We start from the raw sequence: 18189 nt of genomic DNA on the forward strand, positions 1-18189 counted from the left end.
CTGCTATCGTATGAACAGGACGAGCACGGCGCCGCCCACGAAGCCCAGCATCGTGGCAAGCATGATGATCAGGGGTTTGACTTCGCTGCTGCCGACCTTCTGCAGCGCCGCAAGGCGCTTGTCGAAGCCTGCCAGAGTGCCATCGAAGCGGGACAGGAAGATTTCAATCGACCCCACGCGCTCAGCCACCTCGTTCTGGGCGCCCGAAACCCGCGCCACGGCCGTTTCGATGGCTCCGCCTTCGGCACAGAGCGCATCGATTCGCTCGGCCAGCGTCTTCATGGTGCCGCCGGTGTCGCGCTGGCCGAGCTGCAACTGCCGTTGCGCCGCGACCAAAAGATCGAGCCGTTCGAGCACCCTGGACAGCGGCACCGCCACCGCGGCTTCGGCTGCGCGCTCGTCGCTGGACGGTATGCGCAGCACAATGGCTTCGCCCGTGGCCGTGATCGCCCTGATCGTCAGACGCTCCTGCAGACCATCCAGCTTGCCGTCGACGTGGAGGTCAAAGGCGTATGAGCCGTCGCCGATACCGTTGCGGCGCAGATCGACGCGCGCCCGGTCCGCGATGGCCTTGGCGATGACCTTGCCATCATAGGAAGCCTCGATGTTGAGCCGCTCGCTGGGCGCATCGGCATGCCAGGCCCAGCCGAACACGTGGCCGCCGTCGATGGCATCGACCCGCCCCTGCATGCGCGGACCGACGGATATGGCCTGGTCGCTGCGCTCGGCTTCGGAATTGCTCATCAGGCGACCTCGTAGACGGGTTGGGCAGCGGCAAAGAGGGCTAGGTGCTGGCTGGCGCAGCGGTCGATATCGGGCTGGACCGGGATGGCCTCGACCAGGCGGCGGTGCAGGTCTGGCGTTTCGATGGCGCGCTGCATGACGCGGGCGAGGTCGAGCGGATCATTGGGTTGGGCATGCAGCCCCGTTACCCCATCCTCGACCATCTCGGCCATGCCGCCAATGCCGCTGACGATCAGCGGCCGGCGATGCTGGAACGCCTCCTGGATCACCAGCGGCGCATTTTCCCACCAGATGGACGGCACGATCACCCAATGTACCGCCGACATCAGCGCGGGGATGCGCTCGCTGCGATAGGGACCGGTACGCACCAGGGTGCCTTCGAGTTCGGTCGCCTGCCGGTCGATCCTGGCAGTGAAAGCCTCGCTCTGAAACGGCATGCCGCCATGCAGGCGCAGCTCGAAATCATGGCCGCCGTCACGCAGCTTCTTGGCCGCCTCGAGCAGAACGTCCACCCCTTTCCAAGGGCTAATATTGCCAAAGTATCCGAAGGTGGTTCGAACCCGGTTGAGCAGCGTCGGGGCTGCCAGGGTCGCCGGCCGGGCATTGGCCAGCACCGTGATCTTGTCGGCTGGCAGGCCCCACTCGACATAGCGGTCACGCAGGAATTTGGACGGCGCGATGAACCGGTCCACCGCCTGCAGGAGCGTTTTGAGGTTGCGCTCGCGGAGCAGGAAGCGATCGGCCCCGATATCGGGGAAGCACGAGTGGCAAGCTGAGGGCGAGGCCTTGCTGCACCGCTCGTTGCTGCGGTTGCGCAGCATCAGCCCGTCGCGATGACAGATCGGGTAGTAGTCGTGCAGGGTCAGCACGATCTCCGCCTTTGGCAGGATGCGCCGGGCCAGGAACGGCAGTTCGGCGCCCAGGAGCAGCAGGTGATGCAGATGCAGCACGTCCGGCCGATAGTCGGCCAAAAGGCGGGCCATATCCTGCATGGTGCCGTAGCTGTCGGTCTGGCTCATGTAGAAGCGGTCGAAATGGCCCGCCCAAACGACGACCTCGTCGCCCGAGGGGCCGATGGTCTGGAAGCTGGTGCCCGGGCGTTGTTCGCGATGCAGGTTATTGGTGGCCGCCACGAAGAGCGCATCGGCGCCCTGGCGCTTATAGGCCTGGAACAGGTCATGCGCGAAAATCTCGGTTCCGCCGGGGTGCAAATCGGGATGGTTGTGGGCCAGAACGAGAATGCGCATCAGTGGGTCCCGCCTGGTTTGGTCGCGACAATGATATCCTGGTAGTGAGACGCCTTGGTGCCGCGCCAATGCCCGAGACTGCGCAATTGGACAACCAGTCCGGCTTCGGCAAGGCATCGATCGAGCCAGCCATCGTCGAAGGCCACCGCACCGAAGCGGGCGGCCGGATCGACATACCAATCCGGACCGTTCTGGGTCCGCACGAAACTGCAGCGCGGGTCCTTGGGCTGGGGGCCCGTCCCCGTCTCGTCCATGATGAAGCTGGTGACGAGAAAACGTCCGCCAGGCGCCAGCACGCGGGCCACTTCGCGCGCATAGACGGCAACCTCGTCGGGCGGTAAATGCGTCACCACCGAGACCATGAAGGCGAAGTCGACGCTGCGGTCGCCCAACGGCAGCACCAGGGAGGCGCCACGTAAAAGGCCTTCGGGATTGTAGATCTCGTGCGCGATGTCGAGGTGGCGGAAGCGGAAATTGGGATAGGTGCCAGTGATGTGCTGCTGCGACCAGGCAACGCCCTCGCGGGCGGGATCGACGCCGAGATAGCTGGCGCCCGGAGCCAGATACTGGGTGAGCGGCATGGCGAGGCGCCCGATGCCGCTGCCGATATCGAGCACGCGATGCTGTGGCAGCAGGCCACCCAGCCGTACCAGGTGCGAAAGGTATTCCACCCCGATGGCGCGATAGTCTCCGTCGCCGACAAAGACGCTCCTGGGGTCCGGTTCGGGCAGAAACCGGTTGCCCAGGATCGCCTGCATCAGCCAGTCGAGCTGTACGTCGCTCATCGGCAAAGCCGGCTTGGCGGGGTGAACCTGTAGCTGGTGCACGCTCATGCAACTCTCCGGGTCTGGGCGTCTGACTTGGCGTCGACAGCCATGAGCGCAGTCATCGCCGCATCCCAACGCTGCTGGTGCAGCCAGGAATTGTACTGGGACGCGACGCCGCGCATATAGTCGCTGCTTTGCGTCATCGAGCGGCGCTCGAGGTGGTAGAGCTCGGCCGAGGGCACATAGACGATGTCGCGGCCGGTGGCGCGAACCTTGAGACAGAGGTCGCTGTCCTCATAGTCGCCGATCACGTAGTCCTCGGTGAAGCCGCCGACCGCCTCGAACAACGCGCGACGCATTACGACGCAGGCGCCCGTCACACCCGGGACTGAGCGCTCGCTATTGGCGGGGCGATAATGGCGCGGCATGCCTTTGTAATAATGGTGGTTCAGCCACCGGCCACGATGGTCGCGGTCGAAGAACAGGCCGGCATGCTGGATGGAATCGTCTTCGAACAGCAGTTTGGGGCCGACGGCGCCGACCGACTCGTCGTTGAGCCGTTCGGTCAGTTCGCCCACCCAGCCTGCCTTGATCGGGATGACGTCCGAGTTGAGCAAGGTCAGCGCCTTGCCGCGCGCCAGGCTCGCCGCCCGGTTGTTGGCGATGGCAAAGCCGCCATTGCGCGGCATCACCGCCAAGGTGATCGGCAAGCCATAGACCAGGTTCAGCCCCGTCAGCAAATGGGCCACGGCGTCGGCCTGCTCGGGTGAATCGAGCACATAGATAATTTCGCAGCGGAACAGGATTTGCGGGTCCGAGGCGAAGGCGGCGATCTGGAAGGGCAGAAAATCGAGCACCTTATAGAGCGGGATGACGATCGAAACGAGCGGATCGTCCACCGGCGTGCCGATCTGCTGCACCGTGGGGGTGCCGATGCTGGCCTTGGCGGCCTGCTGGAACTCGCCGATAATCGGCGCGAGGCAGTTGGCGATCACATGGTCGGTCAGCGCCTGGGGCGGCACGGAGCGCAAAGCCGCGGCCCGTGCTCCGGTCCAGTCAAGCGGCTGCACCGGCGGGGTCAGCAGGTGGCGCACACCTGATTTGAGCCGCATCAGAAAACGCGGCTGCAACAGTGGCCCTTTGATCTGAGTCGAAAATCCGATGAAACCGGTGGCCGGTATTGCCTCCTTTTCCGGCCCCGCGACCTTGCCGGCAAATTCGATCCGCTCGTCATCGATCGACAGCGGCTTGTCGTCGGCGCCCAGCAGGTCGAAGCCCTCGATGAAACCCGATGGATCGCGATACCAGCCGCCCATGAGCAGGCCGCTCTGGCCGGCGAGCGCCACTTCGATGCCGGCGCTGGGCAGCACTGGGCTGCCGGCGACCGCAACAGGCTTGAGAGGGCAGCGCAACTGGAACTCGATCGAAGCCGCCAGCGCACCGTCCGAATGGGTGTTGAACAGCGTGATGACTTCCTGTCGCAGCCCGGGTTCGCGATGCCCGCCCTTGCGCCACCAAGTCTCAGGCGATTGTGGCTTCTGCGACGTCGACCAGGCCCGCACCACAAGGCCGTTTTCGCCACGCAGCACCAGGAGGTAGTCACCCGATGCCGGTGCATGGTCGAGAAAGAAGCGCCGCATGCCGCGCTCGCGATCGGGACCTCGTACCGACAGCGACTTCGGCTTAACCGCCTTTATGTGGGATTGGGAGATCAGATAGCCGCTTTTGCAGGCACCGAATTTTTCAGGCACCGGTGTTTCCACCACCACGGCCGTGTCGACGCCCATGATCGCCTGGACCCGCCCCGCGGCCCCGCCAGGAGCGGTCAGCAATTTGTGCAGCATGCCCAGGAAACCAGGGTCCCGCTGCAGCTGAAAAAGGCTGGCCCATGTTGACAGCATGGCGGCCGCTAGCGAAAGCCGGGCCGGGCCCGTGAGGCCGGCAAAGATCGTTTGATCAACGGCTGTGGCCTTGCGCGTATCAAATTCGACCGCGGTCGAGCCGATGCCACCGGTCGCTACCATCATGATGGCGGTGTCCTCGGCGGGACGGGCCAGGGCCCAGATGATGCGCGTGCCGCCGTTCTCCAGCGCAAGACGCAGGCAACTGAGTGGCGTCACAGCCTCGCCGAACGAGCCGGTGAGCGTGCTTGGTCCGTCCACCGGATCAGTCAGGGACCAGACGACCAGAACGACACGGTCGCACAGCACAACAAAGTGGGGATCGTCTATCGGCATGGCTCGAGGTCCCGGGGCCAGCACCACGCGGCCCTAATTGGAAGCGCCCCCAAGAGGCGCTTCCTGGATTTGTCAGGTAATCGAGAAGAAGGCGTCGGGATTGTCCTGAATATCGTCGAGGCTCACGCCCTTGAGCAGGATGGTATCGCCATTGCCCAGGTTGATCAGCGTGTTGTTTCCAACCGCAATCGCGTGCGAGACGACGTCTGACGCAGTCTCGATATCCGTGCCGTTGATGCCACCCTCGATCTGGAGGATGTCGTCACCGGGCTGGAAATCGATGATCACGTCATTGCCGCCACCGCCGGAAAAGACATAGACGTCCTGCCCGGCACCGCCGGAAAGAATGTCGCCGCCTGCACCGCCGCTCAGCACATCGTTGCCGATGCCGCCAAGCAGAATGTCCCCCCCGGCACCGCCGGACAGGAAGTCGTTGCCGGTGCCGCCGAGCAGGGTGTCCTGACCTTTGCCGCCGAACAGGAAGTCATCGCCGAACGATCCATCAAGCAGGTCATTGCCCTGCCCCCCGTCCAGATAGTCGTCACCAAGGCCGCCGAAAACGGAATCATTTCCCTTGTCGCCGAAGATGATGTCCTCGCCCGATTGGCCGAAGATGATGTCATGACCTGAGCCACCCAATACGAAGTCGTTTCCGCCGCGTGCAAGAATGACGTCGCTAAACCGGCTGCCCAGTAGCGTATCGTCGAAGGCACCGCCTTCTAAAGTCGCCATAGCCGTTCTCCATTGTTGTGAACATTTGGATTGACGTGTCGACAGCACCGATAGGTAAGGCGTGCTGACATGCGAAGAATACTACGAGAGGCCAGATACGCAAATAAAATCAATTGTTTTGAAGTATAAATCGTTTACTCATCGATCGTTAACTAGATAATATCGATAAAATTGCGAATATTATACATGTAACTCCGTTAATTTTCGCGAAATGCTTTCTGCAGACTTTCTGAAAATGGTGCAAGGACATAGTCGATTGCCAGGCGGGGCTTGTTGAGGATCAGCAGGTCTGCCGGGGTTCCGGGATAGAGAGTCACGTCGGGGTTCGCGGCCAGCGCTTCCGCCGACACCGTTGCGCGTACCAGATAGTAGGGTTGCGATGTGCGCTCATCGACTTGCTTGTCGGCCGCCACATAGCTGAGTTCCCCCTCGAGCATGCCGATCTGACGGGAGCCGTAAGCGGAGAGCCGCACCTGGACCTTGGCGCCGACATGCACCGAATCGATATCGCGCGGATCGATGCGGGCTTCAACGATGCGCTCATCGTTCTCGGGCACGACATCCATGATCGGTTGCCCCGCCACCACGACGCTCCCAAGCGTCGTGACCGCAATATTGGTGACCACGCCGGCAACGGGCGCAGTGATCTCCACCCGCCGCAGCACGTCGGCGGCGGCCGAGATGTTGTCGTCAAGGCCACTGAGTTCGATCTGGGCCGCCTGCATGGCATCGGCCACGTCGCTTTGCCAGGTGGTCTCAGTCCGCGAGATTTCGAGCTCAGCACCCGCCCTTGCCTGCTCCGCCCGTGCCTTGGCGCCCGCCAGTTCGCCGGCTTGCCCAGTCAGCACGCTGACCCGGCCCTGCAATTCAACCAGTTGGGTCCGTGTCGCGTAGCCCTGGTCGACCAAAGCCTGCATCGATGCCACCTGGGTCCCGAGCAATCCCTGCTGGCGCGTATTGGAGACGATCTGGGCCGCTGCGCCGGCCGCGTCGGCCGCATAGACGTCGATCTGCTTGCGCTGCACCTCGACCGTGCGTGCCAGCGTTTCCTTACGACGCTCGAACAGCAGGATTTCATTGCGAATGATTTTCTGCAGGAAGGGATCGGTGCTCTCGATCAGTTCGGTTGGAAAGCTGATTGACGCTGCTTGTTCCTGTTCGGCATCGAGCCGCGCCAGCCGGGCCAGCAACCCGACCCGCTGTGACTGCAACTGCCGCAACTGACTGCCGGCACGGATGTTTTCCAGCCGAGCCAGAGGCTGACCGGCAGCCACCACCTGGCCTTCATGAACCAGCAAGTCTTGCAGGATGCCGCCTTCGAGGTGGCTTACGGTCTTGCGGCGGGTGTCGACCACCACCGACCCGCTGGCCACCGCTGCGCTATCAAGATGGACCGTGTAACCCCAGGCAAGAAATCCGCCGAAGCCCAAGGCTATTGCCACCGCGCCAGCGATAATGTTGCCGCGCAGTTTGGGGACCCATTCGGGCACCTCGGCTCGGTGCGGCGCGTTCCATGATGCGATCTGGCTCATGCCCGATTCTCCAAAAGAACCACCCGCTCTTCGCCTGCCCCCATGATGGCGCTGACCGCCGCGGCCGATCCGAACTGCCAGCTATGGTCAGGTTTGAGCAACAGCAGCTTGTCTGCCGTCTGCAGCAGGGCCGAACGATGCGCGATGATGACCACGATGGCACCGTCAGCCTTGAGCCGGGCAATGGTGCGCACCAGCGCCTGTTCGCCCTCGGTATCGAGATTGGCGTTGGGCTCGTCCATCACCACGAGGCGCGGCTTGCCATAAATGGCACGGGCGATGCCGATGCGCTGCTTCTGGCCGCCCGACAGCGTCAGCCGGGAATCGCCGGTCTGGGTATCGTAGCCCAAAGGCAAGCGGCCGATCATGTCATGCACGCCGGCTTGCCGCGCTGCGGCAATCACCGCAGCGGGGTCGTCGTCGTTGAGGCGCGAAATGTTCTCGCGAATGCTGCCATCGAGCAGCGAGACCGCTTGGGGCAGGTAGCCCACCGCCTTTCCGAACGAGCGGCGCTCCCAGGTATGCACATTGTGCCCGCCAAGAAACGCCCCGCCCGAGGTCGGCTTCAACGTGCCCACCAGAAGCCGCGTCAATGTTGATTTGCCGGTGGCCGACGGGCCGATCACGCCCAGGACCTCGCCCGGCGAAAGCGTGAAATCGAGCGCCTTGATCAGCGGCGATGCGCTGCCGGGCACGGCATAGACCAGCTTTTCCACGACCAGGTCGCCCTCGGGCGCCGGCAGGGGATTGAATTCCCGTTCCACCCCGTCGGTATCGAGCAGCCCCTTGATGCGCGACCACGAACTGGCCGCAGCGCGCCATTGCCGCCAGTTCTCGATGATGGAATCGAAGGGTTGCAAAGTGCGCGCCATCAGGATGGAGGCCGCCATCATCGTGCCGGGCGTGACCAGGCTTTGCACCACAAGGATGGCGCCGATGGCCAGGGCCGCCACCTGCATGCCGTAGCGAATGGATTTTGAGGCGGCCGAAATCATCTTGTTGCGCCGCATGCCCATGTCGAAGGTGTGGTCGGCGTGATTTTGTCCGGCCTGCCAATGGCGGCCAAGCGCCGGCAGCATGCCCATGGCGTCGATCGCCTCGGCCTGGCGCAGGCTGCTGCCGACCGAAGCCAGGACCTCCACCTGAGCCGCGCTCGAGTCGCGCAGCAGCGATTTGGAAACCAGATCGCCGATCACGCTCATCGATACGATCGCCACGGCCGAAACCAGCGCCACGATGCCGTAGAGCGGATGCAACGCCGTCAGCGCGAGCATGAAGATCGGCGACCATGCCGCTTCGAGCGGCGCCCCCGCCGCGCCGGAGGCAAAAAAACTGCGCATCTCGGAAACGTCTCGCAAAGACTGCGAGGCCTTGCTCGAACCATCCTGCAGGGAAACGCGCAGCGACGCCTCGATCAGCGGCAGGTTGAGCTGGCGCACGAACTGCGCACCCATGGTCAGCATCGTGGTGCTGCGGATGAATTCGAGTACGCCGTAGAGCACGATGCCGCCCACCGCCAGAACGGTAAGCATGGCGAGCGTATCCATGCTGCGGCTGTTCAACACCCGGTCATGCACTTGCAGCATGTAGAGCGGGACCAGCAATTGCAGCAGGTTGATGAAAGCGCTGAGTACACCGGCAAAGACGAGGCCGCGAAACACCATGCGCCGGCCGCTGGCAATCAGCGCGGCGTTGCTCGAATTGGACTTGAGTCGGGCCATGCGCAGTCCTTTTTCATCGACGACAAGCCAACAATATTCAATTTTATTCAATTGATATCGACTTACCTACCTTATACACATGCGCTTTCAGCTATTTAGATTTTACTTCTTCATTGGCGGCAATTTAACAATTGCTGTTCTGCGACGTCTCGGTTTGTTGTGATGCATTCAGAGGAAACTGCTATTTGACCCGCATTCTGTTCGTCCATCGTCATGGGCCGGGCCAGTTCGTGCATCTGGCAACTCATCTGGCTCAGCGGGGCGAAGAGGTGACGTTGCTGTGCGAAAGCGCCGACCAGCCCATGCCGGGTGTCCGGGTGATCCGCCACCGCCAGGTCGGCCAGCAAGGGCCCGACGGCACCGCGACCGATTACCACTTGCGGCTGGGAACCGAAGTTGCCCACGTCCTGGCCGCCTTGCGCCGCCAGGAGGGCGCGCCCGACCTGATCGTCGGTCACGGCGGCTGGGGCAGCTTGCTGTTTGCCAAGGATGTGTTCCCGGCTACCCCGCAACTCAATTACTGCGAGTTCTTCTACCAGCCCAAGGGGGCCGATGTCGGCTTCGATCCGGAAGCGCCGACCCGCCTGACCGATGTGAGCAAGCTCAAGGCGCGCAATTTCGCGCAGATCAGCACCTTGATGCACATGGATGCCGGCATCAGCCCGACCCAGTGGCAAAAAAGCCTCTTTCCCAAGCCGCTGCGCCACCGCATCGGCGTGGTTCATGACGGCATCGATACCGGTTTCTGCCGTCCCGATGCGGGCGCCGGCTTTACTCTGCCGGACGGGCGTACGCTGCGCGCCGGCGACCCGGTGGTGACCTATGCAGCGCGCAATCTCGAGCCCTATCGTGGCTTTCCCCAGTTCATGCGCGCCGCCGCCGAACTGGCGCGTACCAATCCGCATGTCGTGTTCCTGGTCGCCGGCGGCGAAGCCACCAGCTACGGCCCTTCACCCGCCGATGGGCGAACCTGGCGCCAGGTGATGATGGACGAGACGGGCATGGACCCCGCCCGCATCCATTTTCTGGGCACCCTGCCGCACGCCGAACTGATCCGCCTGTTTCAGGTCTCGGCGGCGCATGTGTACCTGACCTATCCGTTCGTGCTGTCCTGGTCGATGCTGGAAGCCATGGCGTCGGGCGCCCTGATCGTGGGATCGGCGACTGCGCCGGTCACCGAATACATTACCCATGGGCGCAACGGCCTGCTCGTGCCGTTCTTTGATACGCAAGCGCTGACACAGACGCTGCGCGACGCGCTCCAAACCAGGCAAAGCCTTGCGCCGATGCGCGCCGCCGCCCGGCGGACGGTCGAGGAGCGGGCCCGCCTTGAGGACTGCCTCCAACTCCAGGTACGCGCGCTGGCTACCGTCCTTGCACGCAGCAAGACGCGTTCGCAGGTCGTGTAGTCCCCGGCGAAGAAAAGCGGAGCTGCTGGAACACTGGGGCGAGCCGGAATAGACGGCCAATGCCAACATGCGGCGTTTGGGAAAAGCCAGGCTGGCGCCCAAGACTGTCGCTGCCGAAGCTTTGATTGCAGCCGGCAATAACGCGGCGCCCGATGAGGTGTCCTTAAGGATCGACTGAACTGCGGAACCCGGTGGTAGAAATGAGGGCGGCGGGAAGACCGGTTTGAGCTGCCTTTAGAACACGCGTGCCCATATTGACCGGCAAAGCCATACATGACTACTTGTGTTATCAATAGGACAAATTTGCATGCCGGCATATGTCATCGGGCTCGACATTGGGACTTCGGTCACGAAGGCAGCCCTGTTCGATCGCTCGGGCAGTGAAATAGCCGTTGCCGCCAAACGGACGCGGACTATGTCGCCGTTTCCCGGCTGGTTCGAGATCGACGGTGACGAGCTCTGGCAGGCGGTCGTTGACGTCTGTCGCGAGGTCGTTGCCAAGGTTGGGGCCGATCCGCGGGATATCAAGGCACTGGCCATTACCGCAGTCATGATCGGCGGTTGGATGATCGACGCCGACCATCGACTGCTGCGGCCCGGCATCCTGTGGAATGACGGGCGGGCGCAGGGTTTGATGAACCGCCTGTGCGAGGCCAATCCAGACCTGATGTCGCAATTGTTCGACAGTTCGGGTCAGGTCATGCAGCTCGGTTGCACCCTGCCGGTGCTCGCATGGTTGGCCGAGAACGAGCCCCACATCCTGGAGCGCTCAGTTAGCATCTTGACTGCCAAGGACTATATCCGCCTGAGGCTGACCGGCGAAATCGCGACGGACGAGACCGATGCCGCCATTGGCCCCGGCACGGCCCATGGTCGATGCTTCAATCCCCAATTGCTGAAGCTGTTCGGTACGGAAGCGTTTGCGCATCTGTTGCCCGAGGTTCGCGCTTCTGACGCGCTGGGCGGTTATTTGAGTGAGCATGCTGCCGCAATTGTCGGGCTGCCGCCCGGATTGCCGATCGCCATCGGCGCGGGGGACCTGCCGGCCTGCGTCATCGGCGCCGGTTCGGCTGCGGAAGGCGTGGCCTGCACGGTCCTGGGCACCACGTGCCTTAATGGCGTGCTGTCCACCACGCCGGTGTTCACGCCGCGCGACATGGGCATTCTTTTCACCATTCCTGGCGGCTTGTGGCTCAAGACCATGGTCAACGTGGCCGGCACGACCAATATGGATTGGTGCCTTGATGCGCTGTGCCCGGATCTAAAAGCGCTGCCTGACCCCTATGACGGCCTCAACGCGATCGCCGCCGGCGGCAGGCCGGGCACCAATGGATTGACCTATGTGCCCTATCTCAGTCCTATCGGCATCATTGCGCCGCGGCTCGAACCGGGGGCTCGCGCGACCTTTACCGGGCTCAACCCCAGCCATACCCGTTCCGACCTGGTCCGCGCGGTATTCGAAGGCGTCGCCTACGCCATCCGCGATTGCTACGAAGCCATCGGACGCCCGATCAACGCCATCAGGCTCGTTGGCGGCGGGGCCCGCAGCCCGTTCTGGTCGCAGATGATCGCCGACGTGACCGGGCTACCCGTTGAAATTCCGGCCGGAACCGAATTCGGCGCCAAAGGCGCAGCTCTTCTGGCGGGGACGGCGATCGGCTGGTACGGCTCGTTGGCCGAGGCTTGTCGGCAGACGTTCGTGCTGGCACACCGTCATGAACCGGATGCGGCGCTCAAGCCCGCCTACGACGTGGCTTTCAGACGCTACCAGCAGGTCAGCAAGGCAATGCTGGACGGGGTGGCACCGCTCTATCGTTAAGGCGTGGCGCCGAAATCTCCGAAACCGACACGGTAATCCCAAGGCTCTGCCGTCAGTGGCGGCTTGCCGATCCAGTCGGCACCGACCTGGCTGATGGCGATTTCCAGCGGCACCGGGATCATGGCGATGTCGGACAGCTCCATCGGCTTGCCATCCTGATCAACCGCCCGGCGTTGGGCGAAAAAGATCGCCGTGCCGGGCTCGAGGCGCAGATGGCCGGCGATTTCCGCATCGGCGATCACCGGCCGATAGTGGTCCTGAGCATGCACGATGGTGCGGCCGTAATGCTCGCGCAGGGTGCTGTACAGCCCCTTGTCCAGGTGAGAGAGTTCGAGCCCATCGAGCACCTGCGGATTGAGCAAGGTGCTGACTACCGCGACCGGGCGATCGTCGGCCAGCACCAGGCGACGGTGGGCATAGACCTGGTCACCAGCCAAAAGCCCGAAGAACTCGGTGCCGCGCGGGGTGGCCGGCTCAAGGCCGGAACTGAGGATGCGATAGCGCGCGCGCATGCCCTGGGCGACGATGCCATCGGTGATGGAGGTGATGGCGCGGTAGCGCTTGGCAACGCCGCGATGGTTGATGAAGGTGCCGGCGCCCTGCTGGCGGCCCAGAAGGCCCTCGTCGACGAGGATCTCGATCGCCTGCTGGATGGTGCGGCGACTGACTTTCCATTCCTGGACGAGCTTGAGTTCGCCATCCAGCCGGTCATCGTAATAACCGGACAATATCCGGGCCCGCAAGCTTTCGGCCACCTGAATGTAGATCGGACGATGATCGCGGGCCGCGGCTGGTTCGGCTTTCAAAGTATATTCCTGGAAGAATGGGACCTAGGGCTGGCGAGAATAAAGCTCTCCGACCAGTTCGGCCATCCGATTGATCACCGCATCCAGGATTATCTTGCCTTTTTCGGCCGTTGCCGCCGTTGCGTCACCCAGCACCGGGCTGGCCGAGAACTCGCTCCAGCGATAGGGAATCTCGGCGAAATCGGCGGGGAATTGCGGATAGTTGCTGATCGCCAGTTCCATGCGCACATATTCGGGCGCGAGATGCAGCATGTAAGAGGTCTCGATCTCGCAGGCATGCATGAACGAGGCATGCACGATGGGCTTTTCACGCACGGCCCTGGTCGGGATATCGGCACCCGGATAGTTGAACAGGGCAAGCGTAAACGCTTCTTCCTTGAGCAGGCGCTGTGCGTCGCGGATGGCGGCGGCGTTACCGTAATGGGCATTGACGATGACCATGGTCGCCAGACCCTTGGCCTTGGTCGAGCGCGCGATCTCGAGAATGATGCGCGTTACCGTTTCATTGGACAACGTGAACGAGCCAGGGGCGTCGGACAGCGACCAGACCTGGCCAAACGGCAGCAGCGGCAGCAGCATCACTGGCACCGAACCAGCCAGTTTTTCGACCAGCGCCACGGCGAGACGGCGGGCCAGGATATTGTCGGTCCCGGCCGGCAGATGCTCGCCATGGGATTCGACGGCTCCCATCGGCAGCAGGGCGACAGGCCGGCTGGCCAGCAATGCCCGCATCTGCGCATCGTTGAGGCGTTCGACATCGGCTTGGTGGGAAAACACGGACTGACTCAACTGTTAAAAACGAAGGCGCGCTTGGGATTTTCGACCATGAAGGTGTGGATGAGGCCCTTGCCGTCAAAGCCGGCTTCGTCGGCTTCCTCGATGAAGCGGGGAACCCAGCTTTCAAGGATGTAGCCAAGGCCAAGGCCACCTTCGCCGTAGTTGCGGTACATGGTGCGCCGGGCGATGTCGCCGCCGACCATGAGTTGCTGTTCATGGCCGCGCCTGACCAGTTGCAGCATGCAGTCGATCAACACGCTTTCGGGGTGATATTTAATGCGACTAATGCCATCGAAGCAGAGGAACGCCCCGGTCTGGGCGGCCTTGGCGTGCAGCCAGGGATCGGGGTTGCGATCGACATGGGCGATGGTCAGCTGGGTCGGGTCGACGCCCTCGGCCTTGACGATGGCCAACTGCTCCAAAATCATGGTGCCCAGTTCGGTGTGGGAATGCAGCGGCGCACCGGTTTGCTTATGCGCATCGAGCACCGCGCGCATGACCTTGTCCTCGCTGTCGCTGATGGTGTTGTAGCCCGTGCCGAACTTGACGACGCCGCCGCGCAGGTCGGTGCCGTCCATGCCGGTGGTCACTTCGCTCGCCACATGGTCGCGGATTTGGGCGCGGGAATGGCCATCGATCCACTGCTGGAAGGTGCCGCCAGTGCCGGCCATCTGGCCGGGCCACATGACCGCCTTGTTGAAGCCGGCGGTGGCAATGATCTTGATGCCGGTACGGTCCGAAATTGCCTTGAGGGCGGTGGGGTCGCGGCCGTAATCGATGGCGGTGGCGTCATAGACGGCTTGCCCGCCCTGGGCCGTGAACAGCTCGACATCCTTGATCGAAGATTCGAGGTCATCGATCATGAAATCGTCGATCTTCTTTTCTTTCCACAGCGGCGGAACGCAGAAAAGATGATCATGGGCATAGGTCAAACCCAGTTCGGACGGATCGATATCGCCGGTCAGCGTGCGGATAAAGGTCATGAGGATTTCCCCTGTCGGATATTGGCCAACGCCAGTGCCAGGATAATGATGCCGCCCTGGACGATGAACTTGGCTGCCGGGGGCAAGGACAGCAGATAGAGAAGGCTCTGCACGAAAAACAGGATCAGCGTGCCGGCCACCGCGCCGAGCGGCAGAAAGACGCCGCCCGCGAAGACCGCGCCGCCGATGACGGCAGCGGCAATGGAATCGAGCGTATAGGCATTGCCCACGCCGATGCTGGCCATGCCGGTGATCGCCGACAACAGGATGCCGCCAACACTGGCCAACAGGCTGCAGAGCACGAAGCTGAGGATGACCAGGGCATCGGCGGGAATGCCGGTGTGGTGGGCGGCGACCGGATTGGCGCCCGAGAGCAGCATCTTGCGGCCCAGCATGGTGAAGTGGACGAGGAACAGGGTCGCGGCCAGCAGCACGAGCCAGATGATCGCCGAATAAGGCACCAGACCGGCCAGCCAGCTTTCTGTAATGGCGCGGAAGCCGGGGGGCACCGAACCGCGCGGCGAGCCGCCGGTGAAATAGATGATCAGCCCGGCAATGATCAACGAGGTGGCAAGCGTTGCCAGAAACGCCGGGATGCGCAGCTTGGTGGCCATGATGCCGTTGACCAGCCCCACCAGCACGCCGGCCCCAAGCGTCGCCGCAAGGGCCAGCGCCATATTGTCCACGTTGCCGGCAAACACCGAGGACAGCACTATATTGGCGAGCGAGGCGGTGGCGCCAACCGAGAGGTCGAGCCGCCCCATCATCAAGACGATCGCCTGGCCGAGCACAACGACGCCCAGCGGCGCGGCCTGGCGGATATTGTCGAGCGCCAGGGTGGGCGAGAAGCGGCCAAGGGCAAAGAAGAACACCGCCAGCAGGACCACAAGCAGCACCAGGGCCCGCAGGCTGGCGGCCGATGGCCTGAGTTGAGCGATGACCTCGTTCATCACGCAATCTCCCCGGCTTTGCCACGCATGAAGAATACCAGCGCCAGCACGAAGATCAGGCCCTTGACGATGGCCTGGATATTGGTGTCGATCTCGAGCAGGTTGAAGGCATTGCTGATCAGCACCAGCGCCACCACCCCGAAAAGCACACCCAGCACATTGCCGCGCCCACCCTTGAGCGCCACGCCGCCGAGCACAGCGGCCGCTATCGCATCGAGCGTATAGGGATCCCCGATCAGCGGATCGCCCGAGAGAATGCGGATCGACATGACAATGCCGGCGCTGGCGGCCAGCATGCCGGCCAGGGTAAAGACCGCGACATCCATCAGCCGGACATTAACGCCATTGGCATAGGCCGAGCGTTCATCCGAGCCCATGGCATAAAGCGTGCGGCCAAAGCGGGTCCAGCCGAGCACCACGAAGGCAATGAGGAAAACGGAGAGGATCAGATAGAGCGGCAGCCCGAGCGGCTCGTCCATGCCAAAGAACAGCTCGTACCAGGTGTAATCGACCTCGCCGCCCGGCGATGGGAGAATCAGCAGCGTGACGCCCTTGACCACTGCGCTGGTGGCCAGCGTCATGATCAGCGGATTGACGCGCAGCAGCACGATGCCGGCAGCAGTAAAAAGGCCGCATAGTGCACCGCCGGCCAGCGCGACCGGGATGGCGAGCCAGCCGATCTGCACCGACAGCGTCGCCATCAGAGCAGTCGCCAGGCTCATGATGGCGCCCAGGGACAGATCGATGCGCCCGGCAAACAACACCATAGCTTCTCCCAGGGCCACCAGGCCGAGGGGAACGACGCGATTGACGAGATTGCCCAGGTTGCCGGCGAGCAGGAAGGATGGCGTATAAAAACCGACGATCAGCGCTACCAGCAGTGCCAGCACCAGAGAGGGTAAGGCCAGGCTGAGATTGAAGCGGATGGAGCCTTTAACCCAAGGCATGCAGGGCTCCCTGCTCGAGGGGGCCCGCAGCCAGGCGCATGATCTCTTCCTCGGAAAATTCCGCGCGATCGAGGCTGCCCGAAATTGCGCCCTCGTAAAGAACATTGATGCGGTCGCAAAGGCCGATGAGTTCGAGCATGTCGGCACTGATCAGAACAACGGATACGCCCTGTTCGGTCAGTTCGCCGACCAGCCGGTAGATTTCGGTCTTGGCGTTGATATCGACGCCCTTGGTGGGCTCGTAGAGCACCAGCACCTTCGGCGTTTCGGCAAGCCAGCGGGCAAAGACCACCTTCTGCTGGTTGCCGCCGGAGAGCTGACGCACATTCTGATTGATGCCGGTCGAACGGATCATGAAGCGGTCGCGCGCCGCCTCGGCAAATTCGCGTTCGGCCCGCAGCGGGAGCACACCCCATCGGGTGTGCCTCGACAGCGCGAACAGGCTCATGTTCATCTTGATTGGCAGATCGAGGGCCAGGCCTTCATGCTTGCGATCATCGGGAATGGTCGCGATGCTGGCTTGGATGGCCGCAGATGGGCTGGAGAGATCGAGCGGCTTGCCCTCGAGCCTGACCGTGCCGGCCTTGAATGGGGCAACGCCAGCCAGGGCATACGCCAGTGGACGCTGGCCCTGCCCTTCGAGACCGGCGAAGCCCACGATCTCTCCCATCCTTACGGCAAAACTGATCGGTTTGAGGCCCTTGGCCTGGCCGTTATCGACGCTGAAGCGGACCTCATTGGCCGCTATGCCCGAGGGGCGCCGGGGAAACACATCGACCAGGGTTCGGCCGACCATGGCTTTGACCAGGCTGTCGCGATCAAAGGTGCCGCGCTCGGCGTCGAGGGTGAGAACACCGTCCTTGAGCACGACAGCCCGATCGCCGGCAACCAGAACTTCGTCGAGGCGGTGGGAAATAAAGATGACCGAGCCGCCGCGCTCGGTCAGCCTGCGCATGACGGCGAGGACAAGATTTGCCTCATGCGCGGACAGCGACGCCGTGGGTTCGTCGAGGATCAGCAGCCTGGGCTCGAGCCGGGCCGCCTTCGCGATCTCCACCATCTGCCGCTCTGCCGCCGACAGGGCACCGCCGAGCTGGTCGGGCCGTAAGGTAAATCCAAGGTCGTCAAACAGGCTTGCGGCGGCCCTGTGGAGGGCACCCTGGTCGATGAGGCCAAGCCGATTGCGAGGTTCGGAGCCGAAAAAGACGTTCTCCGCCGCCGTCAGGTCGGGCAGGACAGATGTTTCCTGCAGGGCGAGCGCCACACCACGCGCGCGGGCAGCCTTGGGCGATGACGGACGATAGCTGGCGCCATCGAACAGCACCTCGCCGCTATCGGCAGCGAAGGTACCGGCAATGATATGCATCAACGTCGACTTGCCAGCACCGTTTTCACCAATGAGACTCAGCACTTCGCCCGGGTGCACGGCGAAGGACACGTCCTTGAGCACCTTGTTGGTGCCGAACGATTTGGAGACGCCGGCCAGCGATAGCAATGGCGGTGAAGACATAAGCATCG

At 63.0% G+C, this 18189-nt stretch carries 15 protein-coding genes; 2 read left to right on the top strand and 13 right to left on the bottom strand.

The features are described 5' to 3' along the window. Positions 1-3: 3 nt before the first annotated feature. The 7 genes from ACFE8X_RS00170 to ACFE8X_RS00200 form a co-directional block, all read right to left on the bottom strand. Positions 4-744: a hypothetical protein gene (locus ACFE8X_RS00170; RefSeq protein ID WP_375449412.1), complete on the bottom strand. Its 741-nt coding sequence runs from the start codon at positions 742-744 to the stop codon at positions 4-6. Then, the gene (locus ACFE8X_RS00175) at positions 744-1991 is read right to left on the bottom strand and encodes a glycosyltransferase family 4 protein (RefSeq protein ID WP_375449413.1); all 1248 of its coding nucleotides are present in this window, start codon (positions 1989-1991) and stop codon (positions 744-746) included. Before ACFE8X_RS00175 ends, ACFE8X_RS00170 begins: the two co-directional genes overlap by 1 nt. Next, positions 1991-2824 (bottom strand): class I SAM-dependent methyltransferase, encoded by an 834-nt coding sequence (locus tag ACFE8X_RS00180; protein WP_375449414.1) that lies wholly within the window; start codon positions 2822-2824, stop codon positions 1991-1993. The genes ACFE8X_RS00175 and ACFE8X_RS00180 overlap by 1 nt, the downstream gene beginning before the upstream one ends. After that, the gene (locus tag ACFE8X_RS00185; RefSeq protein ID WP_375449415.1) at positions 2821-4995 is read right to left on the bottom strand and encodes a glycosyltransferase family 2 protein; all 2175 of its coding nucleotides are present in this window, start codon (positions 4993-4995) and stop codon (positions 2821-2823) included. The genes ACFE8X_RS00180 and ACFE8X_RS00185 overlap by 4 nt, the downstream gene beginning before the upstream one ends. A gap of 72 nt (positions 4996-5067) precedes the next feature. Next, on the bottom strand, positions 5068-5727 hold the full coding sequence (locus ACFE8X_RS00190; protein ID WP_375449416.1) for a calcium-binding protein: 660 nt from the start codon (positions 5725-5727) through the stop codon (positions 5068-5070). Positions 5728-5924: 197 nt separating this feature from the next. Further along, on the bottom strand, positions 5925-7259 hold the full coding sequence (locus tag ACFE8X_RS00195; protein ID WP_375449417.1) for an HlyD family type I secretion periplasmic adaptor subunit: 1335 nt from the start codon (positions 7257-7259) through the stop codon (positions 5925-5927). Next, positions 7256-8980: a type I secretion system permease/ATPase gene (locus ACFE8X_RS00200; protein WP_375449418.1), complete on the bottom strand. Its 1725-nt coding sequence runs from the start codon at positions 8978-8980 to the stop codon at positions 7256-7258. Before ACFE8X_RS00200 ends, ACFE8X_RS00195 begins: the two co-directional genes overlap by 4 nt. A 185-nt stretch (positions 8981-9165) precedes the next feature. Between ACFE8X_RS00200 and ACFE8X_RS00205 the strand changes: the two genes are divergently transcribed. Together ACFE8X_RS00205 and ACFE8X_RS00210 are read left to right on the top strand one after the other, a co-directional pair. Then, positions 9166-10389 (top strand): glycosyltransferase family 4 protein, encoded by a 1224-nt coding sequence (locus tag ACFE8X_RS00205; protein WP_375449419.1) that lies wholly within the window; start codon positions 9166-9168, stop codon positions 10387-10389. A gap of 307 nt (positions 10390-10696) precedes the next feature. Then, a complete protein-coding gene (locus ACFE8X_RS00210; protein WP_375449420.1) occupies positions 10697-12208 on the top strand; it encodes an FGGY-family carbohydrate kinase in 1512 nt (503 codons plus the stop codon). On the opposite strand, the gene ACFE8X_RS00215 is transcribed toward ACFE8X_RS00210, so the two are convergent. From ACFE8X_RS00215 to ACFE8X_RS00240, 6 genes are read right to left on the bottom strand one after another with little or no spacing between them, the layout of a single operon-like run. Then, the gene (locus ACFE8X_RS00215; RefSeq protein WP_375449421.1) at positions 12205-13014 is read right to left on the bottom strand and encodes a GntR family transcriptional regulator; all 810 of its coding nucleotides are present in this window, start codon (positions 13012-13014) and stop codon (positions 12205-12207) included. The two genes, ACFE8X_RS00210 and ACFE8X_RS00215, sit on opposite strands and share 4 nt — an antisense overlap. A gap of 24 nt (positions 13015-13038) precedes the next feature. Continuing rightward, on the bottom strand, positions 13039-13791 hold the full coding sequence (locus ACFE8X_RS00220; protein ID WP_375449422.1) for a creatininase family protein: 753 nt from the start codon (positions 13789-13791) through the stop codon (positions 13039-13041). Between the two features lie 8 nt (positions 13792-13799). Next, positions 13800-14774, bottom strand: coding sequence for a phosphotriesterase (locus tag ACFE8X_RS00225; RefSeq protein ID WP_375449423.1), 975 nt, complete (start codon positions 14772-14774; stop codon positions 13800-13802). Further along, on the bottom strand, positions 14771-15724 hold the full coding sequence (locus tag ACFE8X_RS00230) for an ABC transporter permease (RefSeq protein ID WP_375449424.1): 954 nt from the start codon (positions 15722-15724) through the stop codon (positions 14771-14773). Before ACFE8X_RS00230 ends, ACFE8X_RS00225 begins: the two co-directional genes overlap by 4 nt. After that, positions 15724-16671, bottom strand: a complete 948-nt coding sequence (locus ACFE8X_RS00235; protein ID WP_375449425.1) for an ABC transporter permease — start codon at positions 16669-16671, stop codon at positions 15724-15726. The genes ACFE8X_RS00230 and ACFE8X_RS00235 overlap by 1 nt, the downstream gene beginning before the upstream one ends. Beyond that, positions 16658-18181 carry a sugar ABC transporter ATP-binding protein gene (locus tag ACFE8X_RS00240; RefSeq protein ID WP_375449426.1) on the bottom strand — a complete coding sequence of 508 codons (1524 nt, stop codon included), beginning with the start codon at positions 18179-18181 and terminating at the stop codon, positions 16658-16660. The genes ACFE8X_RS00235 and ACFE8X_RS00240 overlap by 14 nt, the downstream gene beginning before the upstream one ends. Positions 18182-18189 lie beyond the last annotated feature (8 nt).

Origin of the sequence: uncultured Devosia sp. (genome assembly GCF_964244875.1) — a bacterium.
GTDB lineage: Bacteria > Pseudomonadota > Alphaproteobacteria > Rhizobiales > Devosiaceae > Devosia.